This is a genomic window from Rhizobium sp. 2MFCol3.1, from assembly GCF_000377565.1.
GTDB lineage: Bacteria > Pseudomonadota > Alphaproteobacteria > Rhizobiales > Rhizobiaceae > Rhizobium.
Map to the genome: position 1 here is coordinate 117,450 of NZ_KB898357.1, position 26,779 is coordinate 144,228.

29 protein-coding genes are annotated in these 26,779 nt (G+C 62.6%); 23 read left to right on the plus strand and 6 right to left on the minus strand.

What is annotated here, in order from left to right:
• Positions 1-29: 29 nt before the first annotated feature.
• From D460_RS0111875 to D460_RS0111920, 10 genes are all read left to right on the plus strand, one after another.
• Positions 30-1,523 carry a replicative DNA helicase gene (locus tag D460_RS0111875; RefSeq protein ID WP_018898765.1) on the plus strand — a complete coding sequence of 498 codons (1,494 nt, stop codon included), beginning with the start codon at positions 30-32 and terminating at the stop codon, positions 1,521-1,523.
• A gap of 51 nt (positions 1,524-1,574) precedes the next feature.
• The gene (locus D460_RS0111880) at positions 1,575-1,865 is read left to right on the plus strand and encodes a DUF6516 family protein (RefSeq protein WP_018898766.1); all 291 of its coding nucleotides are present in this window, start codon (positions 1,575-1,577) and stop codon (positions 1,863-1,865) included.
• Complete coding sequence (locus tag D460_RS0111885; RefSeq protein WP_018898767.1) at positions 1,862-2,224, plus strand: transcriptional regulator; 363 nt, start codon at positions 1,862-1,864, stop codon at positions 2,222-2,224. Before D460_RS0111880 ends, D460_RS0111885 begins: the two co-directional genes overlap by 4 nt.
• An 83-nt stretch (positions 2,225-2,307) precedes the next feature.
• Complete coding sequence (alr, locus tag D460_RS0111890; protein ID WP_018898768.1) at positions 2,308-3,474, plus strand: alanine racemase; 1,167 nt, start codon at positions 2,308-2,310, stop codon at positions 3,472-3,474.
• 78 nt (positions 3,475-3,552) lie between these two features.
• A complete protein-coding gene (locus D460_RS0111895; RefSeq protein WP_018898769.1) occupies positions 3,553-3,849 on the plus strand; it encodes a type II toxin-antitoxin system ParD family antitoxin in 297 nt (98 codons plus the stop codon).
• A complete protein-coding gene (locus tag D460_RS32920) occupies positions 3,806-4,129 on the plus strand; it encodes a type II toxin-antitoxin system RelE/ParE family toxin (protein ID WP_245267734.1) in 324 nt (107 codons plus the stop codon). The genes D460_RS0111895 and D460_RS32920 overlap by 44 nt, the downstream gene beginning before the upstream one ends.
• A gap of 9 nt (positions 4,130-4,138) precedes the next feature.
• Entirely contained in the window at positions 4,139-5,542 is a 1,404-nt protein-coding gene (gene radA / locus D460_RS0111905; protein WP_018898771.1) for a DNA repair protein RadA, read from the plus strand.
• A gap of 93 nt (positions 5,543-5,635) precedes the next feature.
• Positions 5,636-6,262: a CvpA family protein gene (locus D460_RS0111910; RefSeq protein WP_018898772.1), complete on the plus strand. Its 627-nt coding sequence runs from the start codon at positions 5,636-5,638 to the stop codon at positions 6,260-6,262.
• A gap of 146 nt (positions 6,263-6,408) precedes the next feature.
• On the plus strand, positions 6,409-7,899 hold the full coding sequence (gene purF / locus D460_RS0111915) for an amidophosphoribosyltransferase (protein WP_018898773.1): 1,491 nt from the start codon (positions 6,409-6,411) through the stop codon (positions 7,897-7,899).
• Positions 7,900-7,969: 70 nt separating this feature from the next.
• Positions 7,970-8,710 carry an SDR family NAD(P)-dependent oxidoreductase gene (locus D460_RS0111920; RefSeq protein WP_018898774.1) on the plus strand — a complete coding sequence of 247 codons (741 nt, stop codon included), beginning with the start codon at positions 7,970-7,972 and terminating at the stop codon, positions 8,708-8,710.
• Between the two features lie 10 nt (positions 8,711-8,720).
• On the opposite strand, the gene D460_RS0111925 is transcribed toward D460_RS0111920, so the two are convergent.
• Positions 8,721-9,473 (minus strand): GH25 family lysozyme, encoded by a 753-nt coding sequence (locus tag D460_RS0111925; protein ID WP_026283055.1) that lies wholly within the window; start codon positions 9,471-9,473, stop codon positions 8,721-8,723.
• A gap of 351 nt (positions 9,474-9,824) precedes the next feature.
• Here D460_RS0111925 and cysS point away from each other — a divergent pair, with 351 nt between their 5' ends.
• The 6 genes from cysS (at position 9,825) to cimA (ending at position 15,643) form a co-directional block, all read left to right on the plus strand.
• Positions 9,825-11,231: a cysteine--tRNA ligase gene (gene cysS / locus D460_RS0111935; protein ID WP_018898776.1), complete on the plus strand. Its 1,407-nt coding sequence runs from the start codon at positions 9,825-9,827 to the stop codon at positions 11,229-11,231.
• Between the two features lie 211 nt (positions 11,232-11,442).
• Positions 11,443-11,919 (plus strand): GFA family protein, encoded by a 477-nt coding sequence (locus D460_RS0111940; RefSeq protein WP_018898777.1) that lies wholly within the window; start codon positions 11,443-11,445, stop codon positions 11,917-11,919.
• Complete coding sequence (locus tag D460_RS0111945; RefSeq protein ID WP_026283056.1) at positions 11,916-12,404, plus strand: GFA family protein; 489 nt, start codon at positions 11,916-11,918, stop codon at positions 12,402-12,404. The genes D460_RS0111940 and D460_RS0111945 overlap by 4 nt, the downstream gene beginning before the upstream one ends.
• Positions 12,401-12,877, plus strand: coding sequence for a GFA family protein (locus D460_RS0111950; protein ID WP_018898779.1), 477 nt, complete (start codon positions 12,401-12,403; stop codon positions 12,875-12,877). The genes D460_RS0111945 and D460_RS0111950 overlap by 4 nt, the downstream gene beginning before the upstream one ends.
• Positions 12,874-13,830 carry a prolyl aminopeptidase gene (gene pip / locus D460_RS0111955; protein WP_018898780.1) on the plus strand — a complete coding sequence of 319 codons (957 nt, stop codon included), beginning with the start codon at positions 12,874-12,876 and terminating at the stop codon, positions 13,828-13,830. Before D460_RS0111950 ends, pip begins: the two co-directional genes overlap by 4 nt.
• 199 nt (positions 13,831-14,029) lie before the next feature.
• A complete protein-coding gene (gene cimA / locus D460_RS0111960) occupies positions 14,030-15,643 on the plus strand; it encodes a citramalate synthase (protein ID WP_018898781.1) in 1,614 nt (537 codons plus the stop codon).
• A gap of 6 nt (positions 15,644-15,649) precedes the next feature.
• On the opposite strand, the gene D460_RS0111965 is transcribed toward cimA, so the two are convergent.
• Positions 15,650-16,525, minus strand: a complete 876-nt coding sequence (locus D460_RS0111965; protein WP_051110793.1) for a protein-L-isoaspartate O-methyltransferase — start codon at positions 16,523-16,525, stop codon at positions 15,650-15,652.
• A 114-nt stretch (positions 16,526-16,639) separates the two neighbouring features.
• On the opposite strand from D460_RS0111965, the gene rarD reads away from it, so the two are divergent.
• Positions 16,640-17,554 carry an EamA family transporter RarD gene (gene rarD / locus D460_RS0111970; protein ID WP_018898783.1) on the plus strand — a complete coding sequence of 305 codons (915 nt, stop codon included), beginning with the start codon at positions 16,640-16,642 and terminating at the stop codon, positions 17,552-17,554.
• Between the two features lie 11 nt (positions 17,555-17,565).
• On the opposite strand, the gene D460_RS0111975 is transcribed toward rarD, so the two are convergent.
• Positions 17,566-18,189, minus strand: a complete 624-nt coding sequence (locus D460_RS0111975; RefSeq protein ID WP_026283057.1) for a TIGR00730 family Rossman fold protein — start codon at positions 18,187-18,189, stop codon at positions 17,566-17,568.
• A 155-nt stretch (positions 18,190-18,344) separates the two neighbouring features.
• Here D460_RS0111975 and D460_RS0111980 point away from each other — a divergent pair, with 155 nt between their 5' ends.
• From D460_RS0111980 to D460_RS36400, 5 genes are all read left to right on the plus strand, one after another.
• The gene (locus D460_RS0111980) at positions 18,345-20,327 is read left to right on the plus strand and encodes an Ig-like domain-containing protein (protein ID WP_018898785.1); all 1,983 of its coding nucleotides are present in this window, start codon (positions 18,345-18,347) and stop codon (positions 20,325-20,327) included.
• Between the two features lie 201 nt (positions 20,328-20,528).
• On the plus strand, positions 20,529-22,406 hold the full coding sequence (locus D460_RS0111985; RefSeq protein WP_018898786.1) for an ABC transporter ATP-binding protein/permease: 1,878 nt from the start codon (positions 20,529-20,531) through the stop codon (positions 22,404-22,406).
• Positions 22,407-22,456: 50 nt separating this feature from the next.
• Positions 22,457-23,233, plus strand: a complete 777-nt coding sequence (locus tag D460_RS0111990) for a phosphatidylserine decarboxylase (RefSeq protein WP_280741329.1) — start codon at positions 22,457-22,459, stop codon at positions 23,231-23,233.
• A gap of 20 nt (positions 23,234-23,253) precedes the next feature.
• Entirely contained in the window at positions 23,254-24,102 is an 849-nt protein-coding gene (pssA, locus tag D460_RS0111995) for a CDP-diacylglycerol--serine O-phosphatidyltransferase (RefSeq protein ID WP_018898788.1), read from the plus strand.
• A 158-nt stretch (positions 24,103-24,260) separates the two neighbouring features.
• Complete coding sequence (locus D460_RS36400; protein ID WP_018898789.1) at positions 24,261-24,398, plus strand: hypothetical protein; 138 nt, start codon at positions 24,261-24,263, stop codon at positions 24,396-24,398.
• Here D460_RS36400 and D460_RS0112005 read toward each other — a convergent pair whose 3' ends face one another.
• From D460_RS0112005 to D460_RS0112015, 3 genes are all read right to left on the minus strand, one after another.
• Positions 24,399-25,019: a LysE/ArgO family amino acid transporter gene (locus tag D460_RS0112005; protein ID WP_018898790.1), complete on the minus strand. Its 621-nt coding sequence runs from the start codon at positions 25,017-25,019 to the stop codon at positions 24,399-24,401.
• A gap of 37 nt (positions 25,020-25,056) precedes the next feature.
• On the minus strand, positions 25,057-25,821 hold the full coding sequence (locus tag D460_RS0112010; RefSeq protein ID WP_018898791.1) for an SOS response-associated peptidase: 765 nt from the start codon (positions 25,819-25,821) through the stop codon (positions 25,057-25,059).
• 64 nt (positions 25,822-25,885) lie between these two features.
• A complete protein-coding gene (locus D460_RS0112015; RefSeq protein ID WP_018898792.1) occupies positions 25,886-26,206 on the minus strand; it encodes a YnfA family protein in 321 nt (106 codons plus the stop codon).
• Positions 26,207-26,300: 94 nt separating this feature from the next.
• Between D460_RS0112015 and D460_RS0112020 the strand changes: the two genes are divergently transcribed.
• A complete protein-coding gene (locus tag D460_RS0112020; RefSeq protein WP_018898793.1) occupies positions 26,301-26,720 on the plus strand; it encodes an NUDIX domain-containing protein in 420 nt (139 codons plus the stop codon).
• Positions 26,721-26,779: the final 59 nt, after the last annotated feature.

Consider the following 26,779-nt stretch of genomic DNA (forward strand, 5'->3'; position numbering starts at 1 on the left):
CGAAGCTGAATAAGACAGAACGGATCAAGATGAACGACGCCGCCCGAAAGATCGCCGCTGTTGCCCAGCCGGAGCAGCACTACCGCGAAGCACCCAACAACATCGAGGCCGAGCAGGCGCTTCTCGGCGCGATCCTGATGAACAACGACGCCTATTACCGGGTGTCGGACTTCCTCAAGCCGCCGCATCTTTACGAACCGCTGCACCGCAAGATCTTCGAGGTCGCGGGCGATATCATCCGCATGGGCAAGATCGCCAATCCGGTGACGATCAAAACCTTCCTGAAGGCCGACGAGAAGGTCGGCGACATGACGGTCTCCGAATATCTCGCGCGCCTCGCCCGCGAAGCCGTCACCATCATCAACGCCGAGGACTATGGCCGCGCGATCTACGATCTGGCGCTGCGCCGGGCGCTGATCACCATCGGCGAGGACGTCGTCAACATCGCATACGACGCGCCGCTCGACATGCCGCCGCAGGCGCAGATCGAAGACACCGAGCGCCGCCTGTTCGAACTTGCCGAAAACGGTCGCTACGACGGTGGCTTCCAGGCGTTCAACGACGCGGTGGCGCTGGCGATCGACATGGCGGCTGTCGCCAAGGAGCGCGATGGCGGCCTTTCCGGTATCTCGACCGGCATCATGTCGCTCGACGGCAAGATGGGCGGCCTGCAGCGGTCCGACTTGATCGTGCTTGCCGGACGCCCGGGCATGGGCAAGACCTCGCTTGCGACCAACATCGCCTACAACATCGCCGCCGCCTACGAAGGCGAAGTGCAGTCCGACGGCAGCATGAAGGCGAAGCAAGGCGGCGTCGTCGGCTTCTACTCGCTCGAAATGTCGTCCGAACAGCTGGCCACCCGTATCATCTCCGAGCAGACCGAGGTCTCGTCGTCGAAGATCCGCCGCGGCGACATCAACGATGCCGATTTCGAAAAGCTCGTCGCCTGCTCGATGATGATGCAGAAGGTCCCGCTCTACATCGACCAGACCGGTGGTATCTCGATCGCCCAGCTATCCGCTCGCGCGCGCCGCCTGAAGCGCCAGCGCGGCCTCGATTGCCTGGTAGTGGACTACATCCAGCTGATGACGGGCGCCGGCAAGGGCGACAACCGCGTGCAGGAAATCACCCAGATCACGACAGGCCTCAAGGCGCTCGGCAAGGAACTGAACGTGCCGATCATCGCGCTGTCGCAGCTGTCGCGTCAGGTCGAAAGCCGCGAGGACAAGCGCCCGCAGCTCTCCGACCTTCGTGAATCGGGTTCGATCGAGCAGGACGCCGACGTCGTGCTCTTCGTGTTCCGCGAGGAGTATTACGTGAAGAACCTCGAGCCGCGCGACATCCACGATCCGAAATATCCGGAGTGGGAGGCGCTGTTCGACAAGGTGAAGGGCACGGCCGACGTCATCATCGCCAAGCAGCGCCACGGACCGACCGGCACCGTCAAGCTCGCCTTCCAGTCGGAGTTCACCCGCTTCGCCGATCTGGCCGAGCCGAGCTTCACGCATTACGAAGAGCAGTAAGGGCTTGAACCCAATTTGACACCGCGCCCTCGCGTTGGCATTATCGCCAACATGAGGGCGCAACTGCTTTACCGCTCGAAGTCCATGTTGTCGGACGGGGCCATCCAGGAATTGGTCATCTGGAAAGTCGCGCGGCCGGTGCCGGGTAGCGCCCATGGCTACAAATACAGCCTCTTCTATGGCTACCCCGGACAACGCGTCGTCGGATATGACAACGAGCGAGGCAAGGGCGACCACAAGCACGTTAACGGCCATGAAGAGGCATATGTGTTCTCGACCGTCGAAAAACTTCTCGAAGACTTTCGACGAGACGTGGACATCAGAAGGAGCCGGCGCAGATGACAACCGCAACGATCCGAATTCAAAGAAACGATGACGCTGCGATCGGCAACGCGATCGAGGGGTTCGCCAAAGCCTGGAACAGCGGCGAAGCGCAACCTCACCTGTTCACCTTCTCATCGCCCGAACAGCTCTTCTCGGTGCTCACGCCCAAACGCTGGACATTGATCGAGCGCCTGCAAGCGATCGGTCCTTCGACCTATCGCGGCTTGGCCACCGCGCTGTCCCGCGACGTCAAGCGAGTCCACGAGGACGCCGCCGCGCTGATCGAATGGGGGCTGATCGAGGTCAACGAAGAAGGCCGTATCCATGTGCCCTATGAGGTGATCCATGCCGATTTCGATCTTCGCAGCGTTGCGTGAGCAAAGTGCCGTCTCTTCCCTGTAATCATCCGACCCTTACAATGTGCGGAAACCTCCCTCCGCCTTCACTGCAGATGTGAATCATGACCGATTTTTCTGACGACTACGAAGAAGAAGACCGCTTTGCCTCCGCGGGTTTGCGCCTGACGGTGGATCTTGCCGCGCTGACCGATAACTGGCGTGACATGGCACGGCGTTCCGGCAAGGCGCGTACGGCGGCCGTGGTCAAGGCCGACGCTTACGGTACCGGGATGGAGGACGCCGGAGAGGCGCTTTACCTGGCCGGCGCGCGGGATTTCTTCGTGGCGACCGTCGATGAAGGCGTGACGCTCAGGCTCTATGCGCCCGATGCCCGCATCTTCGTGCTGGCAGGCATCTGGCCGGGGACCGAGCGGCGCTTTTTCGAGAACGATCTCGTACCGGTCATATCGTCGGAGGAGCAGCTTGCCTTCTGGATGGCGGTGCTGGCCGATTACGGCGACTATCCTTGCGCGCTGCATGTCGATACCGGCTTCAACCGGCTTGGCCTCGATATGAACGAAGCGATCGCGCTGGCCGACGACGTGTCCCGTCCGGCGAGTTTCGCGCCCGTGCTGGTCATGAGCCACCTTGCCTGCGGCGACGAGCCGAGCTCGGCGATGAACCGACAACAGCTTGAATCATTCCGCAAGGTTAGCGCCGCCTATGAAGGTATCGATTCAAGCCTTTCAGCCTCCGCCGGCATCTTCCTCGGAAACGATTATCACTTCGACCTGACCCGTCCCGGGATCGCTCTCTACGGCGGGGAAGCGGTGAGCGGGATGGCCAATTCGATGCGCCCGGTGGTCACGGCGGAGGCGCGTGTCATTCAGGTGCGTGATGCCAAGGCCGGCCAGGGCGTTGGCTATGGTCGCGCGCTGGAACTCACCCGCGACAGCCGGCTTGCCATCGCCTCGGTGGGCTATGCCGATGGCTATCTGCGCAGCCAGTCCAGCGGCGGCGTGCCGCTGCGTCAGGTGGCGCCGCAAGGTGGCCACGGCTTCATCGCCGGACGCAGGGTGCCGATTGCCGGTCGGGTGACCATGGATCTGACGATTTTCGACATCACCGACCTGCCCGAGAACGCGGTGAGCGCCGGCGATTATGTCGAGCTTTTCGGGAAGAACGTCACAGTCGACGACGTTGCACGGGCGGCGGGTACGATCGGCTACGAAGTGCTGACGAGCATGGGTTTGCGCCATGAGCGGCGTTATCTCAGCGAAGACGACTGACCGCATGCCCGGAATCCCTGTCTGCGCCTCTTGGAAGCCAGAAATCTTCGTGCTAAAAGAGAACAAAAGGAGATCGAAATGACCGAGATCCATCTCAGCGAGCAAGACCTCACCTTCATCGAGGAGCAGATAGCAGACGGACGATATCGAAACGCCGAAGACGTTATTGCGGCCGGGTTGAGACTGCTTGGCAGCGAAGAAGGCGAGATACAGGAACTGCGCCATCTTATCCAACAGGGCATCGATGACATCGATGCCGGACGCGCCATCACATTCGAAAGCGCCGAAGATCTGACAAAGCACATTCTCATGATGGCGGAGGAACGGAAGAATGCGGCCGCGTCAGCTGAAAATGTCGTTCGAGGCGCTGGATGATCTTCTCGGCATGTATGATCATATTGCAGCCTTCGATGCGCTTGCTGCGCGCCGTTTTCTCGATGACATCAACGGCAAGATCGAATGGATAGCAAAGCTCGGCATAGCCGGAAGTCCGCGCGAGTTCATTCCCGGGTTGCGGGCTTTCCCTTATCGTAATCGCTGTATCTATTTCTTCATTGATGATGAGACGCTTTCCGTCCTGCGCGTAGTGCATGGATGGCACAAGATCGAGCTCTCACATTTCCTGCGTTTTTATCAGACAGAACAAGAAGACTGATCCTTCCTCATGGCAAAAGCAAGAACACAATTCATCTGCCAGGGCTGCGGCACCATCCATAGCCGCTGGGCCGGCAAGTGCGAGGGTTGCGGCGCGTGGAACACCATCGTCGAGGAAGACCCGATGGGCGGGATCGGTGGTGGACCGGCGAAAACGCCGAAGAAAGGCCGCCCGGTTGCGCTGACCGCTCTGTCTGGCGAGATCGAGGAAGCACCGCGCATCCACACCGGCATTTCGGAGCTTGATCGGGCGCTGGGCGGCGGCTTCGTGCGCGGTTCGGCCGTCCTGATTGGCGGCGATCCCGGCATCGGCAAGTCGACCCTGCTCATGCAGGGGGCGGCGGCGCTTTCGCGGCGCGGGCATCGGATCATCTATGTCTCGGGCGAAGAGGCGGTCGCGCAGGTGCGGCTCAGGGCGCAGCGCCTTGGGGCAGCGGATACGGATGTGCTGCTTGCAGCTGAAACCAATGTCGAGGACATCCTGGCGACGCTGGCCGAGGGCAAGCGGCCCGATCTCGTCATCATCGATTCCATCCAGACGCTGTGGAGCGATCTAGCCGAATCCGCGCCAGGCACTGTCACGCAGGTGCGCACCGGTGTGCAGGCGATGATCAAGTTCGCCAAGCAGACGGGTGCGGCCATGGTGCTCGTCGGCCACGTCACCAAGGACGGGCAGATCGCCGGTCCGCGCGTGGTCGAGCACATGGTCGACGCCGTTCTCTATTTCGAGGGCGACCGCGGTCACCACTACCGGATTCTGCGCACCGTCAAGAACCGCTTCGGGCCGACGGACGAGATCGGCGTGTTCGAGATGTCGGACAAGGGCTTGCGCGAAGTGGCGAACCCGTCCGAACTTTTCCTCGGCGAGCGCAACGAGAAATCGCCTGGAGCCGCCGTCTTCGCCGGCATCGAGGGCACGCGGCCGATCCTCGTCGAGGTGCAGGCGCTGGTGGCGCCGACATCGCTGGGTACGCCGCGACGCGCGATCGTAGGCTGGGATTCGGCGCGTCTATCGATGATCCTCGCCGTGCTCGAGGCGCATTGCGGGGTCAAGCTCGGCCAGCACGACGTCTATCTCAACATTGCCGGCGGTTACCGGATTTCAGAGCCGGCAGCGGATGTGGCGGTCGCGTCCGCACTGGTTTCGTCGCTTGCCGGTATTGCCCTTCCCGCCGATTGTGTCTATTTCGGCGAAGTCAGCCTGTCGGGCGCCGTCCGGCCGGTTGCGCACACGAACCAGCGCCTCAAGGAAGCCGAGAAGCTCGGATTTTCTGCAGCGCTGCTTCCATCGGGGTCCGCCGAACTGCCGAAGGGCACGGGCGGGCGCTGGAGCGAGATCGAAAGCCTGCCGGATCTGGTCGCCCGGATCGCCGGCTCGAAGGGCGCTTTGAGACGTGTGGAAGAAGAGGTTTGATCCTTTCATCGCCGCAACAGGTGATGATATAGGATGCACGCAATGAGGCGCGACTGAGCTGCGAATTGGCGGCCGTCCTGGAGTTGGATTTATATGCCCATTACGATTTTCGACGGTATTGTCATCGGCGTCGTGCTTTTTTCCGCCGTGCTCGCCATGGTGCGCGGCTTCTCCCGCGAAGTGCTCTCGATCGCAAGCTGGGGCGGCTCGGCTGCCGCCGCCTATTATTTCTACCCCTATCTCGTGCCCTACGCCAAGAAGTACACCGATGATGACCGCATCGCGCTCGTCGGCTCGGCCGCAGTCGTGTTTCTTATCGCGCTGATCGTCATTTCCTTCATCACCATGAAGATCGCCGATTTCATCATCGACAGCCGTATCGGCGCGCTCGACCGTACTTTGGGCTTCCTGTTTGGCGCCGCAAGAGGCATACTTCTGCTCGTCGTCGCCACCGCTTTCTGGAACTGGCTCGTCGATGTCGATCACCGCCCGAACTGGGTGAACAACGCCAAGTCCAAGCCGTTCCTGGATTCGATGGTGACGAAGCTGCAGTCGGTTCTGCCTGCTGAATTCGCCCAGGTGATCCGCGCGAGCGTGATGGAAAAACTACAGCCGCAGGGCGGCAATGCGGAAGGCGACAATGCGCCGGCTTCCGATCAGGCGCCGGCCGAGGATGCCGCGCCCGCTCCTGCCAATGGTGCACAGCAGCCGTCTAATTGACGCAGTGTTCAACAGCTTGACCCAGCCTATGGCAGTTGCCATTTGAGGGGGACGCGAATAAAGGTCCGGCCGGGCACACGCTCCGCCGGGCTTACGCCGTTTTCGGAAGTGCCATACCATTCTTGTGAGAGCAAAGGCCCGCAGCAATGAACCAGTCCCATTCCTCCACGCTCAACGACGAACTCGATGGCGATACGCTGCATGAGGAATGCGGTGTCTTCGGCGTTCTCGGCCATCCCGATGGCGCAACGCTGACAGCGCTTGGGCTGCATGCCCTGCAGCATCGTGGACAGGAAGCGGCCGGTATCGTCACTTTCGACGGCAAGCAGTTTCATACCGAAAAGCGCATGGGCCTCGTCGGCGACCACTATACCGATCCGGCAACGCTGGCAAAGCTGCCGGGCTTCATCTCGATCGGCCACACGCGCTACTCCACGACGGGCGAAGTGGCGCTGCGCAACGTGCAGCCGCTGTTCGCCGAACTCGAGGTCGGCGGCATTGCGGTTGCCCATAACGGCAACTTCACCAACGGCCTGACGATGCGGCGCATGCTGATCGCCGATGGCGCCATCTTCCAGGCGACGTCGGACACCGAAGTGGTGCTGCACCTGATCGCCCGCTCCAAGCAGACCTCGTCTTCTGACCGCTTCATCGACGCCATTCGCCAGATGGAAGGCGGCTACTCGATGCTGGCGATGACCCGCACAAAGCTTATCGCCGCGCGTGACCCGATCGGTATCCGCCCGCTCGTGATGGGCGAGCTCGACGGCAAGCCGATCTTCTGTTCCGAGACCTGTGCGCTCGACATCATCGGCGCGAAATACATTCGCGACGTCGAGAACGGCGAAGTCATCATCTGCGAAATCCAGCCCGACGGCTCGATCACCATGGACAGCCGCAAGGCCGATCAGCCGAAGCCGGAACGCCTCTGCCTGTTCGAATATGTCTACTTCGCCCGTCCCGATTCCGTCGTCGGCGGCCGCAGCGTCTACACCGCGCGCAAGAACATGGGCATCAACCTTGCCAAGGAAGCCCCCGTAGAGGCCGACGTCGTCGTGCCGGTGCCCGATGGCGGCACGCCGGCAGCCCTCGGCTTTGCGCAGGCGAGCGGCATTCCGTTCGAATACGGCATCATCCGCAACCATTATGTCGGCCGCACCTTCATCGAGCCGACGCAGCAGATTCGCGCCTTCGGCGTGAAGCTGAAGCATTCGGCCAACCGCGCGATGATCGAAGGCAAGCGCGTCGTCCTGGTCGACGATTCGATCGTTCGCGGCACGACTTCGTTGAAGATCGTGCAGATGATCCGCGATGCCGGCGCCAAGGAAGTGCATATCCGCGTCGCCAGCCCGATGATCTACTTCCCCGATTTCTACGGCATCGATACGCCCGATGCCGACAAGCTGCTCGCCAACCAGTACTCGAGCCTGCAGGCGATGTGCGACTATATCGGCGCCGACTCGCTCGAGTTCCTGTCGATCGACGGCCTCTACCGCGCCGTCGGTGGCGAGAGCCGCGATGCGAGCAATCCGCAGTTCACCGATCACTACTTCACCGGTGATTACCCGACGCGCCTGCTCGACAACGACAGCACCAGCAATGTCCGCAAGCTCGCCGTCATGGCCAGCAACGGCTGATCTCGACTGACCTTTCGACCGAGGGGCCGATCGCGCCCCTCGCCTCCCCGCGCATACGGATAAGGCTACAATGAGCGTCAATCTCACCGGCAAGGTCGCACTCGTCACCGGCGCATCGCGCGGGATCGGCTATTTCACCGCACTCGAATTGGCCAAGGCCGGTGCGCATGTCGTCGCCTGCGCCCGCACGGTCGGCGGCCTCGAGGATCTCGATGATGCGATCAAGGCCGTCGGTGGCTCGGCGACGCTCGTGCCCTTCGACCTCTCGGACATGAACGCCATCGACGCGCTCGGCGCTTCGATCTTCGAACGCTGGGGCAAGCTCGACATTCTCGTCGCCAATGCCGGCGTGCTTGGCGTGATCTCGCCGATCGGCCATATCGAGGCGAAGGTGTTCGAGAAGGTGATGACCATCAACGTCACGGCGACGTGGCGGCTGATCCGCTCGGTCGATCCGCTGCTGACACGTTCGGAAGCCGGACGCGCCGTTATCCTCTCCTCCGCTGCCGCCCATCGCTGCCGCCCGTTCTGGGGCGCCTATTCGGCGTCGAAGGCTGCGGTCGAGGCTTTGGCGCGCACCTGGGCCGGCGAAACGCAGAGCACGGCGCTTCGCGTCACCAGCGTCGATCCGGGCGCCACGCGCACCGCGATGCGCGCACAGGCGGTACCGGGCGAAGATCCCGAAACGCTGCCGCATCCTTCCGAGGTTGCAAAGGCGATGATGCCGCTTCTGACCCCCGACTACACCGAGACTGGCAAGCTGTTCATCGTGCGCGAGAACAAGCTCGTCGGCTACCAGATGCCCGGCTAAGCCGGTTCGGCTACCGCGACACTTGCGCTGCTGCCCGGAAGAGGCTCGATAGGTCGGGCTCGGTTGGGCAGAGCGCGTTGAGATCGACAGGGCCCTGGATGCCGGCAATGCTGCCGGTATCGGCGAACTGCCAGATCGACCATCTCCCACAATCGCCCACCGACGGCTCCTCAGCGATGCTTCGCAGCCAGAGATGGTGCGCGGGAAACATCTCCTCGTGCCCTTTCAGATATTGATCGAAAAAGGGCTGATCGACGTAGAAGATCGGTTTGCCGGGATAGGCGCCGTTCAGCTCATCGAAGAAAGCCTGGAGCTCGGCGCTCAGTTCCTCGCGGGTCGGCACCTGGCCGCAATTGCCGGTGAATTCGAGATCGATGGCAAGCGGCAACGTTCCCTGTTCGGAAGGCACCGTCGCCAGCACGTTCCGCGCCTGATCGCGCCCAGGACGGCAGAAGGTGAAGAAGTGATAGGCGCCCCTGACGATGCCTGCATTCTTTGCCGCCTGCCAGTTCTCCGCAAAGCGGGTGTCGCGGTGATCCCCTCCTTCGGTCGCCTTCATGATGGCAAAGCGGACATTCGGCTGCGCCGCCACCGCGCTCCAATCGATAGCGCCCTGATGGTGGCTGATGTCGATGCCCTGGATCGGATAATCGGTGAGCGAGGGAGGTGAGAAAGGGGCCATGGCGCGATCGTATGCCAGATAGGCGGCTGAAGCGACAGCCAGAAGGATGGCGACAAGCAATGCCTGATGTATTCGCTTCAATGTTAGCTCCGCTTTGCCCTTCGTCGTTGCCGAATATAGGGTGGGCTTGAGCGATGTCGTGACCGTCCGGCCCTTCGCTTGCGTTCCGGGCGTTCGACGCTGCAATCGATTCACTGGATCGATTGCTCGCGCTCAGCCCGACCGCGTCTCACCCCCCTTGACCAACGCCCGAAGCCGGGCCATAAAACCCGCCATGAAGACGGTTACCTGCATCATCTGCCGGAAGATTATTCGCTAGCGCGCTCGCTGGCCTGGCCGTTTTCGTCTCCCAATACGCCAAGATGACAAACGCCCCGGCCCGCCGGTGGCGACACGTTGTTTTTCGGATTATGGCATTTTGGGAGAATAGACATGGACGGCCAGTCGGGATCGAAGACGCCGGAACTCAAGCTGTACAACACGCTGACGCGCGAACGGACGGTCTTCGCACCGATCGACACCGACAACGTGCGCATGTATGTCTGCGGCCCCACCGTCTATGACTTCGCCCATATCGGCAACGCCCGCCCCGTCATCGTCTTCGACGTTCTGTTTCGGCTGCTGAAGCACGTCTATGGCGACGACCACGTCACCTATGCGCGCAACATCACCGACGTTGACGACAAGATCAACGCGCGGGCGCTGCGCGATCATCCGAGCCTTTCGCTCAACGACGCGATCCATGCGGTGACCGAAAAGACGGCGCGGCAGTTTCACGAGGATGTGGCGGCACTCGGCTGCCTGGAGCCATCGGTGGAGCCGCGCGCGACCGACAATATCGCGCAGATGATCGAGATCATCGGGCGGCTGATTGTGCGTGGGCACGCCTATGAGGCCGAGGGCGAGGTGTTGTTCGACACCAAGTCGATGGCCGGCTACGGGCAGCTTTCCAAGCGCCCGCTCGACGAGCAGCAGGCGGGCGCCCGCATCGCGGTCGACGCGCACAAGAAGAACCCCGGCGACTTCGTTCTCTGGAAGGCTTCCAGCGACAGCGAACCCGGCTGGGAAAGCCCATGGGGACGCGGCCGTCCGGGCTGGCATATCGAGTGCTCGGCGATGAGCCAGCGCTATCTCGGCGACGTCTTCGATATCCATGGCGGCGGGCTCGACCTGATCTTCCCGCACCATGAAAACGAGATCGCTCAGTCGCGCTGTGCTCATGGTACCGAGGTGATGGCGAATGTGTGGATGCACAACGGCTTCGTGCAGGTCGAAGGCCGCAAGATGTCGAAGTCGGAAGGCAACTTCATCACCATCAATGAATTGCTGGCAACTGAGAAATTCGGCGGTCGCAAATGGCCGGGCGCCGTGCTGCGTCTCGCGATGCTGATGACGCATTACCGCGAGCCGATCGATTTCTCCGTCAAGCGTCTGGAAGAGGCCGAACGCCTGCTGGCAAAGTGGCCGGCGGCGGGCGCCGGCGACGCCGCACCGTCTGAGGCGGTCCTCGGCGCGCTCCGCGACGATCTCAACACGGTGGCTGCCGTGCAGGCGCTGCATGCGCTGGCCCAGGAAGCCAACGCCGACAAATCGCTGCTGCCGACCTACGCCGCCAGTGCCGCCCTGCTCGGTCTTCTGCCAGAGATGGCGGAGATCGACGAGGCGGTGGCGATCGAGATCGACCGGCGCGTGAAGGCGCGACTGGAACTGCTGAAGGCCAAGAACTTCGCCGAGGCCGACAAGATCCGCGACACGCTGCTGGCCGAGGGCGTGCAGCTGAAGGACGGCAAGGATGCGGCGACCGGCGAGCGGGTTACGACGTGGGAGGTTAAGCGGTGACAGCGGAGGTCTCGGCGTCGGAGGTTGTGGCGAATGCCCCTCCCCAACCCCTCCCCACAAGGGGGCGGGGCTACAGCGCCGCGACCGCCCGCCTCAACCTAATCACCGTGCATGCGATCTCTCGGAGCGAGGCCTCGCCCCGGGTTAGCCCTCCCCCTTGTGGGGAGGGTCGGGAGGGGTCTTTGCACCCCACGCAAAGGAGGATTTGCGAATGACGACCTACACCGGCGGCTGCCAGTGCGGCGCGATCCGCTTCCGGGTCCGGGGGACGCTCAAGGACTCCTCGATCTGTCATTGCCGCATGTGCCAGAAGGCGTTCGGCGCCTATTATGCACCGCTGGTATCAGTGCGTGGCGCCGAGCTTGAATGGACGCGAGGTGAGCGGAAGCGGTTTCAGTCGTCGAACCTCGTCGAGCGCGGCTTTTGTGCTGATTGCGGCACGCCGCTGACCTATGAGGCGCCGGATGGGATCGCGATTGCAGCGGGTGCCTTCGACGATCCCTCGGCGCTGCCGCCGGTGATCCAGTTCGGCACCGAGCGCAAGATCGATTTTGTCGACCACCTGCACGAACTGCCGTCCCGCGTAACCGAAGACGATGCCGAGGCGGCACCCTTCGTGCTCGATCTCGTTTCCTACCAGCACCCCGACCACGACACCGCAACCTGGCCCGAGGGAACGCGCTCGTGACGACAACAGCGGCGATCGGTGGGGGATGCCAGTGCGGCGCGGTTCGTTATCGCGCGGCAGGCGAACTCGGCTATCCGCATCTGTGCCATTGCCGCATGTGCCAGAAGGCCTCTGGGAACTACTTCATGCCGCTGGCGGCCGCGAAACGATCCGAGTTTACGCTGACGCGCGGGGAGCCGGCGTGGTTCCAATCCTCCGATCTCGTACGGCGCGGCTTTTGCGCGGCATGCGGGACGCCGCTGTTTTACGACACACCCGAAGCCGATACCATCAACCTCGTTCTCGGCACGCTCGACGATCCGCAGGCGGTCAAACCGGTGGCGCAATCGAATACCCGGCGCAAGATGCGCTGGTTTCACGACCTCGACAGCCTGCCCATCGAACCCGACGAAGAGACGCCCGATCGTGAAGATGCGATCGCCGCGAGCAATCATCAACACCCCGACCACGACACGGCCGAATGGCCTTCTGGAGCATCATCATGAGCGAACCCATCCGAACCGGCGGATGCCAATGCGGCGCAGTGCGTTTTCGTATCTCGGGCAAGCTCGGGCGGCCGTCGATCTGCCATTGCCGGATGTGCCAGAAGCAGTTCGGCGGGTTCTTCTCGGCGCTGGTGACGACGCCGGAGGAAGGCATGGAGTGGACGCGGGGCGCGCCGAGCTATTTCCAGTCGTCCGTCAACATCGAGCGCGGGTTCTGCAAGGATTGCGGCACGCCGATGATCTACCGGCATCCCGGCGGGCTCGAGCTTGCGATCGGCACCTTCGACGACCGCAGCGATCTCGCGCCGCAGGTCCAGGTCAACTACGAGGCGCGCATCCCCTGGGTCGAGACGATCTTCGACCAGCCTGTTCATACCGACCCCGATTTCTACGCGCGGCAGGAGGCGATCATCTCCTTCCAGCATCCCGATCACGACACCAATATCTGGCCAGCCCAAGGCGTGAAAATATGACCGAAGTTCTCCGAACGCTCTATCCCGAAATCGAACCCTATGCATCGGGCCATCTCGATGTCGGCGACGGGCATGTGATCTACTGGGAACGTTCGGGCACACCGGGCGCCAAGCCCGCCGTATTCCTGCATGGCGGCCCCGGCGGCGGCATCGCGCCGAGCCATCGCCGGCTGTTCGATCCGGAACTCTATGACGTGACGCTGTTCGACCAGCGCGGCTGCGGCCGCTCGACGCCGCATGCCGATCTCAACGCCAACACCACCTGGCATCTCGTTGCCGACATCGAGCGGCTGCGCGAGATGGCCGGCGCCGACAAGTGGCAGGTCTTCGGCGGCTCCTGGGGCTCGACGCTGGCGCTCGCCTATGCCGAGAAGTATCCGGAGCGCGTATCGGAGCTGATAGTGCGCGGGATCTACACGCTGACGAAGGCCGAGCTCGACTGGTACTATCAGTTCGGCGTCTCCGAGATGTTTCCCGACAAGTGGGAGCGCTTCATCGCGCCGATCCCTGAGAACGAGCGGCATGAGATGATGCACGCCTATCATCGCCGGCTGACCCATGAGGACAAGGCGGTGCGGCTGGAAGCCGCCAAGGCCTGGAGCATCTGGGAAGGCGAGACAATTACGCTGATGCCGGAGCCTTCGACCAGCGACAAGTTCGAGGAGGCCGAGTTCGCCTATGCCTTCGCGCGCATCGAGAACCACTTCTTCGTCAATGCCGGCTGGATGGAGGAAGGTCAGCTTTTGCGTGACGCCCACAAGCTGAAGGACATTCCCGGCCTCATCGTCCACGGTCGCTACGACATGCCCTGCCCGGCCAAATATGCCTGGGCGCTGCACAAGGCCTGGCCGAAGGCGGATTTCCACCTGATCGAGGGTGCGGGACATGCCTATTCGGAGCCGGGAATCCTCGACAGGCTGATCCGGGCGACGGATATGTTTGCGGGGAAGTAAGGTAATTCGGAGCGAGTGAGCTGGCGCTGGTGGGTGGACGCCCCCCTCTGCCCTGCCGGGCATCTCCCCCACAGGTGGGGAGATTGGCTGGGCGCACCCGCTCGCCACAAATCGATCTCTCCCCTTGTGGGGGAGATGTCCGGCAGGACAGAGGGGGGTGGCCCCACATGAAAGCATTCGAGGCCTGGGAGGCTTGGCAATGAAAGACCGTATCTATCTCTTCGACACTACGCTGCGCGACGGACAGCAGACGCCGGGCATCGATTTTTCCGTCGAGGACAAGATCGCCATCGCCACCATGCTGGACGATTTCGGGCTGGATTACATCGAGGGCGGCTATCCGGGTGCGAACCCGACGGATACGGCTTTCTTCAACGAGAAGCGCACCCGCAACGCTTCCTTCGTCGCCTTCGGGATGACCAAGCGCGCCGGTGTTTCGGCCTCCAACGATCCGGGGCTCACCAGCCTGCTGCAGGCAAAGAGCGACGCGGTCTGTCTCGTCGCCAAGAGCTGGGACTATCACGTCAAGGTCGCGCTCGGCTGTTCCAACGAGGAGAACCTCGAGAGCATCTCGGAGAGCGTCAAGGCCGTGGTCGCGGCGGGCAAGGAGGCGATGGTCGATTGCGAGCACTTCTTCGACGGCTACAAGGCCAATCCTGAGTATGCGCTGGCCTGCGCCAGGGCTGCCCATGATGGCGGGGCGCGGTGGGTCGTGCTTTGCGACACCAATGGCGGCACGCAGCCGCCCGAGATCCGTGAGATCGTCGAGGCGGTGATCGCGTCGGGCGTTCCCGGGCACTGTCTTGGCATCCATGCGCACAACGACACCGGCCAGGCGGTCGCCAATTCGCTTGCCGCCGTCGAGGCCGGCGTGCGGCAGATCCAAGGCACGCTCAACGGTATCGGCGAGCGTTGCGGCAACGCCAATCTGGTGACGCTGATCCCGACGCTGGCGCTGAAGGAGACTTATTCCTCGCGCTTCACGACCGCCATCGACCCCGAGCGTCTCCTCAATCTGACGCGGCTCTCGCACGCCTTCGACGAGCTGTTGAACCGCTCGCCGGATCACCAGATGCCCTATGTCGGCGCATCCGCCTTCGCGACCAAGGCCGGCATCCATGCCTCGGCGCTCCTGAAGGACCCGCGTACCTACGAGCATGTCACGCCCGAGAGCGTCGGCAACTTCCGCAAGGTCATGGTGTCGGATCAGGGCGGCAAGGCGAACTTCATCAACGCGCTGAAGCGCCGCGGTATCGAGGTTGGGAAGGATGATCCAAAGCTCGATCGGCTGATCTCGCTGGTCAAGGAGCGCGAGGCCTCCGGCTATGCCTATGAGGGTGCGGATGCCAGCTTCGAGCTGTTGGCGCGGCGCACGCTTGGCACGATCCCCGAATTCTTCTCGGTCGAAGGCTTCCGGGTGATGGTCGAGCGCCGCTTCGATTCGCACGGCAAGGTGAAGATCGTTTCCGAGGCAGTGGTGAAGCTTAGCGTCGATGGCCAAACCATCATGTCGGTGGCGGAAGGCGATGGTCCGGTCAACGCACTCGACCTCGCGCTGCGCAAGGATTTCGGCAAGTACCAGCACGAGATCGACGACCTGGTTCTGGCCGACTTCAAAGTACGTATCCTCAACGGCGGCACGGAAGCGATCACCCGCGTCCTGATCGAATCCACCGATAGCGACGGCGTGCGCTGGTGGACGGTCGGCGTGTCGGAGAACATCATCGACGCCTCGTTCCAGGCGCTGATGGATTCCGTCATCTACAAGCTGATGAAAAACCGGCAGCTGGCGGGAAAGATCGCGGCCGAATAGCAAGGCTCAATGGAGCGCGGCCGTGACGAGGCCCCAGCGCTCCTGCGAGTACCACTCCTGCTCCGTCTTGACCGCATTCCAGCGCAGCGCGTGAATGCGGTTGAGTCCTCCTGCGTGGAAGGCGCGATCAAGCGCGGCGTAGGTGGAGAGGTCGCCCGAGATCCCCTCGCCCCAGACGAAATTGACCGGCTGCAGGAAGCGCGCGCTTAACTCATCCCCCTCCCGACCGATGAGGAAGAAGGCGGCCTGCGAGGTCACCCCAAGCAGCCGTCCGTCGGCGCCCATGGCGGGCGTGCCCAGCGGAAACAGCAGGCGCCCGCCGGTCGCGAGGCTGTCGATCCAGGGTTCGGCCGGGTGATGGAGAGCGAAGTTCACGTAGATGGCATCCTCCGGCTCGCGGGGCCATTCGAGACCGTCCCCGTGGACGACTTCGACATTTGCGTAGCGCTCGAGATTGCGCCTGGCCTGTCGCGCCAGTTCCGCATCGAACTCGACAGCCACAACATGGCCAGTCTCGCCGACGATTTCGGCGATGATGGCGGTATAATAGCCGCTGCCGGCGCCGATGTGGCAGACCCTCTCGCCCTTGCGCAGCTGCAACCGGTGCAAGGCGCCCGCATGCAGGCTCGGGCTGCCATTGTTGACCTGGCGATCGGCCTGCAGCGCGAAGAGCAGATCCTGGTAGAGAACGACGGGATCGCTTGAGGGCACCTCGACGTAACGCTTCCAGTCCCGCATCTTCCAAGGCGGCGGCCCCAGAAAGTCCTCGCGAGGCACGGTGGAGAACGCGTTCAGCAATTCATCATCCCGATCGACGCCTGCCTTGGCCAGCATTTGCACGGCGTATGCACGGCGGCAGATTTTCAGCTCGGCTTCATCCACGGTCTGATCCTGATAATTCAGCAATAGCGAATATCGCTTCAATGAAATGAATTGGCCTATTCACGGCCTTTGCGCTAATCGGGTGCCAATCATAAGAACCAATGGAAACACCCAATGTCCGCCGATGCAAGCATTCCCCTCGTGAAAAACGAGGACAGTCCGCGTGGCTTCGCCTTCGCGCTTACGGCCTATCTGCTCTGGGGCTTCCTGCCGATCTACATGAAGGCGGTCGCGCATATTTCGCCGGCCGAGGTGATCGCGCATCGCATCCTGTGGTCGCTGCCGCTTGCCGGTATCGTGCTCATCGTGCTCGGCCGCACGCAGGATATCCGCATCGCGTTGCGCTCGCCGCGCATGCTGGCGATGGCGGCGCTCACCGCATCGCTGATCACGGTCAACTGGGGGACTTATGTCTGGGCGATCGGTGCTGGGCATTCGCTGGACGCAGCACTCGGCTATTTCATCAATCCGCTCTTCAGCATCTTCCTCGGCGCCGTGGTGCTGAAGGAGAAGCTGCGTCCGGCGCAGATCGGCGCGATTGTGCTCGCGGGCCTCGCCGTCGTCGTGCTCGCGGTCGATAGCGGTGGCATTCCATGGGTTTCGCTGACGCTGACGATCTCCTGGGGCCTCTACGCGCTGTTTCGCAAGACCTTGCCGCTCGGGCCGAACCAGGGGTTCTTCCTCGAGGTGCTGATCCTCAGCGTCCCGGCCCTCTTCTACGTCCTCTACCTGGAATTCGGCAGCGGAGCCGGCCATTTCTACCGCACGGGCTGGGCCGATACCGCCTTGCTGCTCGGCTGCGGTTTGATCACTGCTGTCCCGCTGATGATCTATGCCAACGGCGCCAAGCTCCTGAAGCTGTCGACGATAGGCATCATGCAGTATATCGCGCCGACGATGATCTTTCTCATCGCCGTCTTCATCTTCAAGGAGCCGCTCGGCACCGCGCGCATGATTGCCTTCCCGCTGATCTGGGCGGGGCTTTTCCTCTACACATGGTCGATGCTGAGAGGCAGTCGGGGGCGATAAGCCCCCGTTTATTACAATTTCGAGATAACGGCTTCCTCGCCGTCGCGGTCGCTTGCGACTTCGGCGGCCTGTGCCATGATCGCCGGGATGATCTCTTCGATAGAGTCGATGACCAGCGGCTGCACCCGGTGGGCGGTGTGGATGAAGCCCTCGTCCGTCATGTGGCGTAGGAGCTCCATCATCGGATCCCAGAAGCCGTTGATGTTGGCGAAGATCATCGGCTTTTCGTGACGACCGAGCTGCGCCCAGGTCATGATCTCGATGATTTCCTCCAGCGTGCCGATGCCGCCGGGGAGTGCGACGAAGGCATCCGAGCGCTCGAACATCGTGTGTTTGCGCGCATGCATGTCAGGCGTTACAATCAACTCGTTGAGCTGGCCGAGGGAGTGGCGGGTCGCCTCCATGTCGATCAGGAATTCGGGAATGATGCCGGTCACCTGACCGCCGTTCGAGAGCGTACCGCTCGCAACCGCCCCCATGATCCCCTTGGTGCCGCCGCCATAGATCAGGCGCAGGCCGTAATCGGCGATTTCCTTGCCCAGCGCACGGCCGGCGGCCATGTGGCTCGGGTCGCTGCCGGGGCGCGAACCGCAATAGACACAGATGGAGCGAATGGAATGAGATTGATCTGTCATGGGAGCAAACAACTATTCTCTCTGGGTCCAGTCAAGAAAAATGACGGAAAACATACATCTTACATTTGCCCGGCTACTTTGACTGCTTGTGCAAAGCAACGGGAATCGCTAGCAATTTCAGGAAGTCTGGCAAGATTGCCGCTTGGGGAGACCTGATGATGAAAAACCGTGCCGGCTTGCTGGCCCTTGCAGTGCTTGTAATCGCAATTCTGTTGATGGTCTTTGTCGTCATGCCCCGTATCGGTGGCGATGCCGGCAAGGTTGGTGACGCAATCAATCAGGCAAGCTCCGAGGTCAAGAAAACCGTAACCGAATCCGCCAAGACCTCGCGTCCGTCGGCGCCCGACGATGCCGCGACCGCGCAGAAGCTCGGCGGCCTGACGACGGCAGCCGGACAGGCACTTGGCGAACTTAAGGCGCTGTTTGCCGACGGCAAGGGCCCGACCGACGATGTTTTCGCATCCGCCAAGACGAAGGCGATCGGCGCGCTTCAGGCACTCGCCGATTTCGTGACGCCCGAGGGCACCAACCCGATCACCACGGCCGCGATCGACAAGGCCAAGGCCGGTGCCACCAAGGCGCTCTCAATTATCCAGGCGCTGCCCGAAAACATCGCCGACGCAGCCGCCGCGATTGCACGTGCCGAAGCGGCCCTTACGGGCGCGCCGGAGCCCGCAGCACCGCAGACGCAAGACAACGCCGCACCTGTTGCCGAAGGCCCGAAGCTGCCGACATTCGACGTCCTGCGTGTCGAGCCAGACGGCTCCACCGTCATCGCCGGTTCCGCCGAGCCGAACAGCAAGCTTGAAATCCTCGACGGCGACAAGGTGCTGATGGGTACCGACGTCGGCGACAATGGCGATTTCGTCGCGGTTCTCGACAATCCGCTTGCCGCCGGCGACCACCAGCTGCAGCTGCGCGCGACCGCCAAGGACGGCAAGGTCACGACCTCGGAAGAGATCGCCACGATCTCGATCCCCAAGGACGGCAATGCATCGCAGCTGCTCGCCATGGTCTCCAAGCCGGGCGCCGCCAGCCGCATCATAACCGCTCCCGGTGTAACGCCACCGGCAGCAGCCAACAACGCCACCCCGACCGACCAGGCCTCGGCAGCGCCACAGGCACAGGCTCCCGCGACATCGGAGACGGCGACCGCGCCGGCTATGGCAGCCGCACCTGCTGACGTCCGGGTCAATGCCGTCGAAATCGAAGGCGACAAGATTTTCGTCGCCGGCACCGCGAAGCCTCAGGCCAACGTGTTCGGCTATGCCGACGACAAGCTGATCGGCAAGGCCAAGGCCGGCGCGGATGGCCACTTCGTCATCGACGGCGTGATGCCGCTCGCCGTCGGCGACCACAAGATCCGCGTCGATGTCGTCGATGCGGCCGGCAAGGTTCTGGTTCGCGCTTCGGTCAACTTCAACCGCCCCGAGGGCAACCAGGTCACGGTAGCAGCGCAGTCCGGCACGCCCACGGGCAACGCGGCGACGCCGATGATCTCGCTCGACGAGGGCGCGCTCGGCAAGCTTAAGAACGATGCGGCCAAGGCATTCGCGCTTCTGAGCGGCCTGTTCAGCGACGGCAAGGTGCCCGGCAGCGAGCAGCTCGCGGCCGCCCGCTCGGCCAACGAGTTCGCGCTGAAGTCGATCGTCGATTTCCGGGCCGCCGCCGATGCGACGGCCGACTTCAAGGAGCGTGTCACCACGGCTTCGATGAAGGCCAGCGATGCGCTGAAGCTGCTGCAATCGCTGCCGCGCGACGCCAGCTCGGTCGGCGCCGCACTCGCCAAGCTCGGCCAGATGGTGGCCGATCTGACGGCGCCTCCGGCTGCACCCGCGGCACCGGCTGCCCCCGCAAACGAGGTTGCGAGCGGCGACGCTGGCCCCGCGACCATCGAGCAGGCGCCGCTGCAGGAAAGCAAGGAAACCGTGATCATCCGCCGTGGCGATACGCTGTGGCAGATCTCGCGCCGCATCTATGGTGCGGGCGTTCGCTACACAACGATCTACGTCGCCAACGAGGACAAGATCGTCAATCCCGACCGCATTCTGCCGGGTCAGGTCTTCGGCCTTCCGAAGGACGCTTTGCCCAACGCGGAAGAGATGCACCGCAAGCGCATGTCAGGCGAGCATCTCTAGGACAGACAATAATACCCGGGGCCGGCGTCGATATGATTGCCGGCCTCTCTTTTCCTTTGATCTTCTTATGTTGTATTGCTCCGCCCGCAACCCTATTTGGCGTTGACGGCGATCATGTCAGGCGGCGGCCTCTACGCTCGCCCTTCCCCTCTTTGCCGACAACACGACACTTCCAGGGCCTGACGCGGGCCGGAGACATACATGGCAAACGGCAAGACAGTTTCAGACTCCAATCTGTTGCGGACCCTCTTCAACCTCTGGCCCTACATGTGGCCGACGGGGCGCGGCGATCTGAAGATGCGGGTCGTGTGGGCATCGGTCTATCTGCTCATATCGAAGTTCGTGCTGCTGCTCGTGCCCTATTTCTTCAAGTGGTCGACGGATGCGCTGAACGGCAAGTCTGACCTTGCGGGCAAGGTGCCGGATCTCCTCGTTGGCGCCATCGCGCTTGTTATCGCCTACAACTTGACGCGGCTGATCCAGCTCGGCCTGAACCAGCTGCGCGACGCGCTGTTTGCCAGCGTCGGCCAGTATGCGGTGCGCCAGCTTGCCTACAAGACCTTCGTACACATGCACGAGTTGTCGCTGCGCTTTCATCTGGAGCGCAAGACGGGCGGCCTGTCGCGGATCATCGAGCGCGGGACGAAGGGCATCGAGACGATCGTGCGCTTCACGATCCTGAACTCCGTGCCGACGCTGATCGAGTTCTTGCTGACCGCAATCATCTTCTGGTGGGGCTACGGCTTCTCCTACCTCGCGGTCACGGCCTTCACCGTATGGGCCTATATCTGGTTCACCATCCGGGCCAGCGACTGGCGCATCTCCATCCGCAAGACCATGAACGACAGCGATACGGACGCCAACACCAAGGCGATCGATTCGCTTCTGAACTTCGAGACGGTCAAATATTTCGGCAACGAGGATATGGAAGCCAAGCGCTTCGATACCTCGATGGAGCGTTACGAGAAGGCTGCGACCAGCGTCTGGACGTCGCTCGGATGGCTGAACTTCGGCCAGGGCGTGATCTTCGGCCTCGGCACGACCGTGATGCTCATTCTCTCGGCGCTGGCCGTGCAGCGCGGCGAGCAGACCGTAGGCGACTTCGTCTTCGTCAACGCGATGTTGCTGCAGCTTTCGGTGCCGCTCAACTTCATCGGCTTCGTCTACCGCGAAATCCGCCAGGGCCTGACCGATATCGAACAGATGTTCGACCTGCTCGAAGTACAGGCCGAAGTGAAGGATGCACCCGATGCCAAGCCGCTGAACATCGAGCAGGGCGCCATCTCGTTCAAGGACGTGCACTTCGCCTACGACCCGGCCCGCCCGATCCTGAAGGGCATCTCCTTCGACGTGCCGGCCGGCAAGACGGTGGCGATTGTCGGGCCGTCAGGGGCCGGCAAGTCGACCATGTCGCGACTGCTCTATCGCTTCTACGACATCCAGAGCGGCTCGATCACCGTCGATGGCCAGGATGTGCGTGGGGTCACGCAGAAGAGCCTGCGCACCGCGATCGGCATGGTGCCGCAGGATACCGTGCTCTTCAACGACACGGTTGCCTACAACATCCGCTACGGCCGGCCATCGGCCACCGAAGCCGAGGTCAAGACCGCAGCTGAGATCGCGCAGATCGCCCACTTCATCGACCTTCTGCCGGAAGGGTTCAACACGATGGTCGGCGAGCGTGGGTTGAAGCTTTCGGGTGGTGAGAAGCAGCGCGTGGCGATTGCGCGCACCATCCTGAAGGCCCCGCCGATCCTCATCCTCGACGAGGCGACGTCGGCGCTCGACACGACCACGGAACGCGAAATCCAGACCGCGCTCGACGTCGTCTCAAAGAACCGCACGACGCTGGTCATCGCGCACCGTCTTTCGACCGTGATCGGCGCCGACGAGATCATCGTCTTGAAGGCCGGCGAGATCGCCGAGCGCGGCACGCATGCGGAACTGTTGTTGAAGAACGGCCTCTACGCCTCGATGTGGAGCCGCCAGCGCGAGGCCACACAGGCCGAGGAACATCTGAAGCAGGTGCGCGAGAACGACGATCTCGGCGTGGTCAACCGGCTGGCGCCTGCCACCTGACACGTGCGGCTACCCGCCGTTTCCTAGGCCGGAACCCCGCATAGATGTGCATGAGAGGGCATCGGCATTGCCCCCAGGAGTGTTTCCCTGTAACCAGCGGAGACGAAAACGCTAGGAGAGCGGCATACATGAGCTTGTTCAATACGGTACGCAACACGATCGTTCCGGTGCACAAGGAAGGTTATCCCTTCATCGCGGCCTTCTTCGTGGCCTCCCTCATTCTCGGCTGGATCTTCAAGCCGCTGTTCTGGATCGGCCTGATCCTGACGCTGTGGTGCGCCTATTTCTTCCGTGATCCGGAGCGTATGACGCCGCAGGACGACGATCTGGTGATCTCGCCCGCCGACGGCAAGGTATCGTCCGTTCAGTTGGTCGTGCCGCCGGCGGAGTTGAACCTCGGCTCGGCACCGATGCTGCGCATCTCCGTCTTCATGAACGTCTTCAACTGCCATGTGAACCGCGCCCCGATGCGCGGCCGCATCGTCAGCGTCAATTACCGCTCGGGAAGCTTCGTCAACGCCGAGCTCGACAAGGCCAGCGAAGACAATGAGCGCAACGGCCTCGTCATCGAGACCGCCCATGGCCAGATCGGCGTCGTGCAGATCGCCGGCCTCGTGGCGCGCCGTATTCTCTGCTGGGCCAATGCCAACGAGCCGCTGGATGCCGGCGAGCGCTTCGGCCTGATCCGCTTCGGCTCGCGCCTTGACGTCTTCCTTCCCGAGGGCGCGCAGCCGCGCGTCACGCTCGGCCAGACGGCGATCGCAGGCGAAACGGTGCTGGCCGAATTCGGCTCCGCCAAGGGCCCTGTCGTCAGCCGCCGCGCCTGAGAACCATTAGGAGCGCGATCATGGAAACGCCCTTCCCGCCTTTCGAACCCAATGGCCCACCCGATGATTCGGGTCGCGGTCCACGGCTTCGCGAGATTCCGTTGCGGCTGGTCGTTCCCAACCTGATCACTATCCTCGCGATCTGCGCCGGCCTGACCGGCATTCGGCTTGCCTTCGAGAACCGCTACGAGCTTGCCGTCGGCATGGTTCTGGTCGCCGCCTTCCTCGATGGCATCGACGGTCGCGTCGCGCGGCTGATGAAAGCGACGTCGAAGTTCGGCGCGCAGATGGATTCGCTGGCCGACATCGTCAATTTCGGTGTGGCGCCGGCGCTTGTCGTCTATGTCTTCGCGCTGGATCAGGCGCGTTCGCTCGGCTGGATCGCGGCGTTGATCTATGCGATCGCTGCCGGCCTGCGACTGGCGCGCTTCAATGTGATGTCGGAGCGCGAGAACAAGGCGAGCTGGCAGTCGGAATATTTCGTCGGCGTGCCCGCGCCTGCCGGCGCCATGCTGGTGCTTCTGCCCGTCTATCTCGGCTTCCTCGGGATGACCACGGACAAGACCTTCGGCTATCTCTCGGCCGCCTACACGGTACTCATCGCCTTTCTTCTGATCAGCCGCCTGCCGGTCTGGTCGGGCAAGTCCGAGGGCACCAAGCTTCGGCGCGATCTGGTGCTGCCTATGATGCTAGGCGTGGTGCTTTATGTCGCCATGCTGTCTAGCTTCACCTGGGAAGTCATGTCGCTCACCGCCGTGGTCTACCTCTGCACGCTGCCGTTCGGCGCCCGCAAATGGAAGCGCAAGTACGGGACGCTGACGATCGAAGAGCCGGGTGTCGGCGAAGACGATATCGGCCGTCACATCTGAGTTTTCCAGACAATCCTAATCTATCCTGCCCCTCTCAAGCCTCGCGAATTATGGTTTGGCGACACAAATCATGATGTGTCTTGCCTCCATTTTGTCGCTATTTCGGGCAAAAGAGCAATAAATATAAGAGTCTAGGGACAGAAGTTAAGGAGAGTAACGTGACCCCGAAGAAGACGAATGTGGAACAGCCTGCAAAGACCGATCTCAGCGCGCACTACCGCCCGCTCGGCCTGAAGGCCGTTCTGGCTGCAGCGCTGATGCTGAAGAAGCCAGCACTCGCCAAGAAGATCGCCTGATCAGGACGTCAGGACACGGGCGCCGAGGCTGATGGCCAGAAGCGCCATGACGATGCCGATGAGCACGTCGAGAACCCGCCATGCGGCGGGTTTGGCAAAGACCGGTTGCAGCAGACGCGCACCGTAGCCCAGACCGAAAAACCAGATGAATGACGCAGCCGCGGCCCCGAGGCCGTAAGCCAGGCGATCCGCGCCGTGATAGGCGGCCGACAGGCTGCCGAGCAGCACGACCGTGTCGAGATAGACGTGCGGGTTGAGGAAAGTGAAGGCCAGGCACGTGGCCACCGCTGCCTTCAGCCCCAACGGCTCCGGCGTTCCCGCCTCGATCGCGCCGGGATGAAGCGCGCGCCGGAATGCCATGAACGAGTAAGTGCCGAGAAACAGCATGCCGCCGAGGCTGACGGCGGTGATCAGTGTCGGCGATTGCGAGACGAGCGTGCCGAGACCGGCGACGCCTGCGGCAATCAGCAGCGCATCCGACAGGGCGCAGATAAGGCACAGGACAAAAACATGCGAGCGCAGCAGCCCCTGCCGCAGAATGAAGGCGTTCTGGGCGCCGATGGCGATGATGAGGGAAGCGCCGAGGAAGAGGCCGGAGAGCGCGGCCGAAATGGAGAACATGTGATTTTCCGGATGTGACTGCGGTGGGATTACAGAATCAGAAGAAGCTGAGCTGGCCGTCATCCGGCTTTTTCTTGTCAGCGGGCGGCAGCGGCTTTTCCAGCGGCACCGGGGTCTGCAGGTCCTCGCCCATATTGGCCACCTTGTTCACCTTGTCGGAGACCGGTATTGCCTCGAAGAAATCCTCCTCGACCGGCCGCATGAGATCGGCCACCTCGCGCGGCTCCTGCGTTTTGCAATCCAGCCAGCGGGCGAAGTCCTCGGGCTTGATCACCACGGGCATGCGGTCGTGGATCGGGGAGATCGCGGCGTTGGCTGATGTCGTGAGGATCGCGCCGGTATCCACTTCCGAGCCATCGGCCGAGGACCATGTTTCCATCAACCCGGCAAAGGCGACCACGCCGCCGTGACGCGGCTTGATCCAATAGGCCTGCGATTTCTCGCCGCTCTGCTTCGTAGGGCGATGCCATTCGTAGAAGCCGGAGGCGGGAATGAGCACGCGGCGATGGCGCATGGCGGCGCGGAACGATGCCTTGCCGATCGCCGTTTCCGAGCGGGCGTTGATGAGAAGCGGAAACGCCTTGGGGTCTTTCACCCAGCCCGGCGTGAAGCCCCAGCGCACGAGGAGCGCGCGTCGGTCCGGCAGGTTGCTTCCCCTTTCCTGTCCATCACCCGAGACGACCACCAGAATCGGCTGCGTCGGCGCGATGTTGAAGCGCGCGGGGAAATCCTCGAGGTCGAGGATACCCAGAACTTCCTTCAGCTCCTCGGGGGATATGGTCAGGGCATAGCGTCCACACATGCCAATCTATTTGCACCCTGCCCTTTCAGGGTCAAGGGATCGGCCAAGCATGGCGACCGTCGGATCAGCCTCTCGGCGCGAAGAGGATGATCGCAGTGCCGGCGAGGCAGACAATAGCGCCGCTGATGTCCCATCTGTCAGGCACGCGGTGTTCGACAAGCCAGAGCCAGATCAGCGAGGCAACGATGTAGATGCCGCCATAGGCCGCGAAGGTGCGGCCCGCCGCTTCGCTCGGCACCAGCGTCAAAAGCCAGGCGAACAGCGCCAGCGACACCATGCCGGGCGCCAGCCACCAGATCGGCTTTGCCATGCGCAGCCACGCCCAGAAAGCGAAGCAACCGGCAATCTCGAAGAGGGCCGCGGCGGCGTAGATGATATAAGTCACGGCACGTGCCTTCGAATCGCTTGGATCAGATTGTTTTCCTGAGTGAGATAGGCACGCGACGGCGATCACCGGCAAGCAACAAACGGCATTTCTGATGACTTCCAATCCGACAGCTGCATCTTCCGCGATTCTCGAGCGCGACGGACGGTTTCTGCTGGTGCTCCGGCGCAACCCGCCATCGGCGGATATGTACGCCTTTCCCGGCGGCAGGGCGGAGCTTGGGGAAACGCCGGATCAGACCGCGCTGCGCGAGTTCGAGGAGGAGACGGGTATCCGTGCCCGCAACCCTGAGATCTTCGCCACCTATGATCTGAAACAGCATGGCGCCGACGGACGGCTGACCAGCCACTTCTTTCTCTCGGTTTTCCGCGTCGAGGCCGATGGCGATTCGGTTGCCGCGGCGGCCGACGATGCGGCAGCAGTCGGCTGGTTCACGGTCAACGAGATTCGCCGGCTGCCGACGCCGCAAAGTGTGCTTGAGTGCGCCGAACGGCTGGCAGCAGCCCGCACATGAGGAAGGGGAATAAGCAAGGGGAAAGGTAACCCCGCACCTTGTCCCCGTCACCTTCAGGG

Excerpts from the sequence above, each read along its gene's own strand:
- D460_RS0111875 (WP_018898765.1), top strand. The coding sequence starts at position 30 with ATGAACGACGCCGCCCGAAAGATCGCCGCTGTTGCCCAGCCGGAGCAG.
- D460_RS0111880 (WP_018898766.1), top strand. The coding sequence starts at position 1,575 with ATGAGGGCGCAACTGCTTTACCGCTCGAAGTCCATGTTGTCGGACGGG.
- D460_RS0111885 (WP_018898767.1), top strand. The coding sequence starts at position 1,862 with ATGACAACCGCAACGATCCGAATTCAAAGAAACGATGACGCTGCGATC.
- alr (WP_018898768.1), top strand. The coding sequence starts at position 2,308 with ATGACCGATTTTTCTGACGACTACGAAGAAGAAGACCGCTTTGCCTCC.
- D460_RS0111895 (WP_018898769.1), top strand. The coding sequence starts at position 3,553 with ATGACCGAGATCCATCTCAGCGAGCAAGACCTCACCTTCATCGAGGAG.
- D460_RS32920 (WP_245267734.1), top strand. The coding sequence starts at position 3,806 with ATGCGGCCGCGTCAGCTGAAAATGTCGTTCGAGGCGCTGGATGATCTT.
- radA (WP_018898771.1), top strand. The coding sequence starts at position 4,139 with ATGGCAAAAGCAAGAACACAATTCATCTGCCAGGGCTGCGGCACCATC.
- D460_RS0111910 (WP_018898772.1), top strand. The coding sequence starts at position 5,636 with ATGCCCATTACGATTTTCGACGGTATTGTCATCGGCGTCGTGCTTTTT.
- purF (WP_018898773.1), top strand. The coding sequence starts at position 6,409 with ATGAACCAGTCCCATTCCTCCACGCTCAACGACGAACTCGATGGCGAT.
- D460_RS0111920 (WP_018898774.1), top strand. The coding sequence starts at position 7,970 with ATGAGCGTCAATCTCACCGGCAAGGTCGCACTCGTCACCGGCGCATCG.
- cysS (WP_018898776.1), top strand. The coding sequence starts at position 9,825 with ATGGACGGCCAGTCGGGATCGAAGACGCCGGAACTCAAGCTGTACAAC.
- D460_RS0111940 (WP_018898777.1), top strand. The coding sequence starts at position 11,443 with ATGACGACCTACACCGGCGGCTGCCAGTGCGGCGCGATCCGCTTCCGG.
- D460_RS0111950 (WP_018898779.1), top strand. The coding sequence starts at position 12,401 with ATGAGCGAACCCATCCGAACCGGCGGATGCCAATGCGGCGCAGTGCGT.
- pip (WP_018898780.1), top strand. The coding sequence starts at position 12,874 with ATGACCGAAGTTCTCCGAACGCTCTATCCCGAAATCGAACCCTATGCA.
- cimA (WP_018898781.1), top strand. The coding sequence starts at position 14,030 with ATGAAAGACCGTATCTATCTCTTCGACACTACGCTGCGCGACGGACAG.
- rarD (WP_018898783.1), top strand. The coding sequence starts at position 16,640 with ATGTCCGCCGATGCAAGCATTCCCCTCGTGAAAAACGAGGACAGTCCG.
- D460_RS0111975 (WP_026283057.1), bottom strand. The coding sequence starts at position 18,189 with ATGACAGATCAATCTCATTCCATTCGCTCCATCTGTGTCTATTGCGGT.
- D460_RS0111980 (WP_018898785.1), top strand. The coding sequence starts at position 18,345 with ATGATGAAAAACCGTGCCGGCTTGCTGGCCCTTGCAGTGCTTGTAATC.
- D460_RS0111985 (WP_018898786.1), top strand. The coding sequence starts at position 20,529 with ATGGCAAACGGCAAGACAGTTTCAGACTCCAATCTGTTGCGGACCCTC.
- D460_RS0111990 (WP_280741329.1), top strand. The coding sequence starts at position 22,457 with ATGAGAGGGCATCGGCATTGCCCCCAGGAGTGTTTCCCTGTAACCAGC.
- pssA (WP_018898788.1), top strand. The coding sequence starts at position 23,254 with ATGGAAACGCCCTTCCCGCCTTTCGAACCCAATGGCCCACCCGATGAT.
- D460_RS0112005 (WP_018898790.1), bottom strand. The coding sequence starts at position 25,019 with ATGTTCTCCATTTCGGCCGCGCTCTCCGGCCTCTTCCTCGGCGCTTCC.
- D460_RS0112010 (WP_018898791.1), bottom strand. The coding sequence starts at position 25,821 with ATGTGTGGACGCTATGCCCTGACCATATCCCCCGAGGAGCTGAAGGAA.
- D460_RS0112020 (WP_018898793.1), top strand. The coding sequence starts at position 26,301 with ATGACTTCCAATCCGACAGCTGCATCTTCCGCGATTCTCGAGCGCGAC.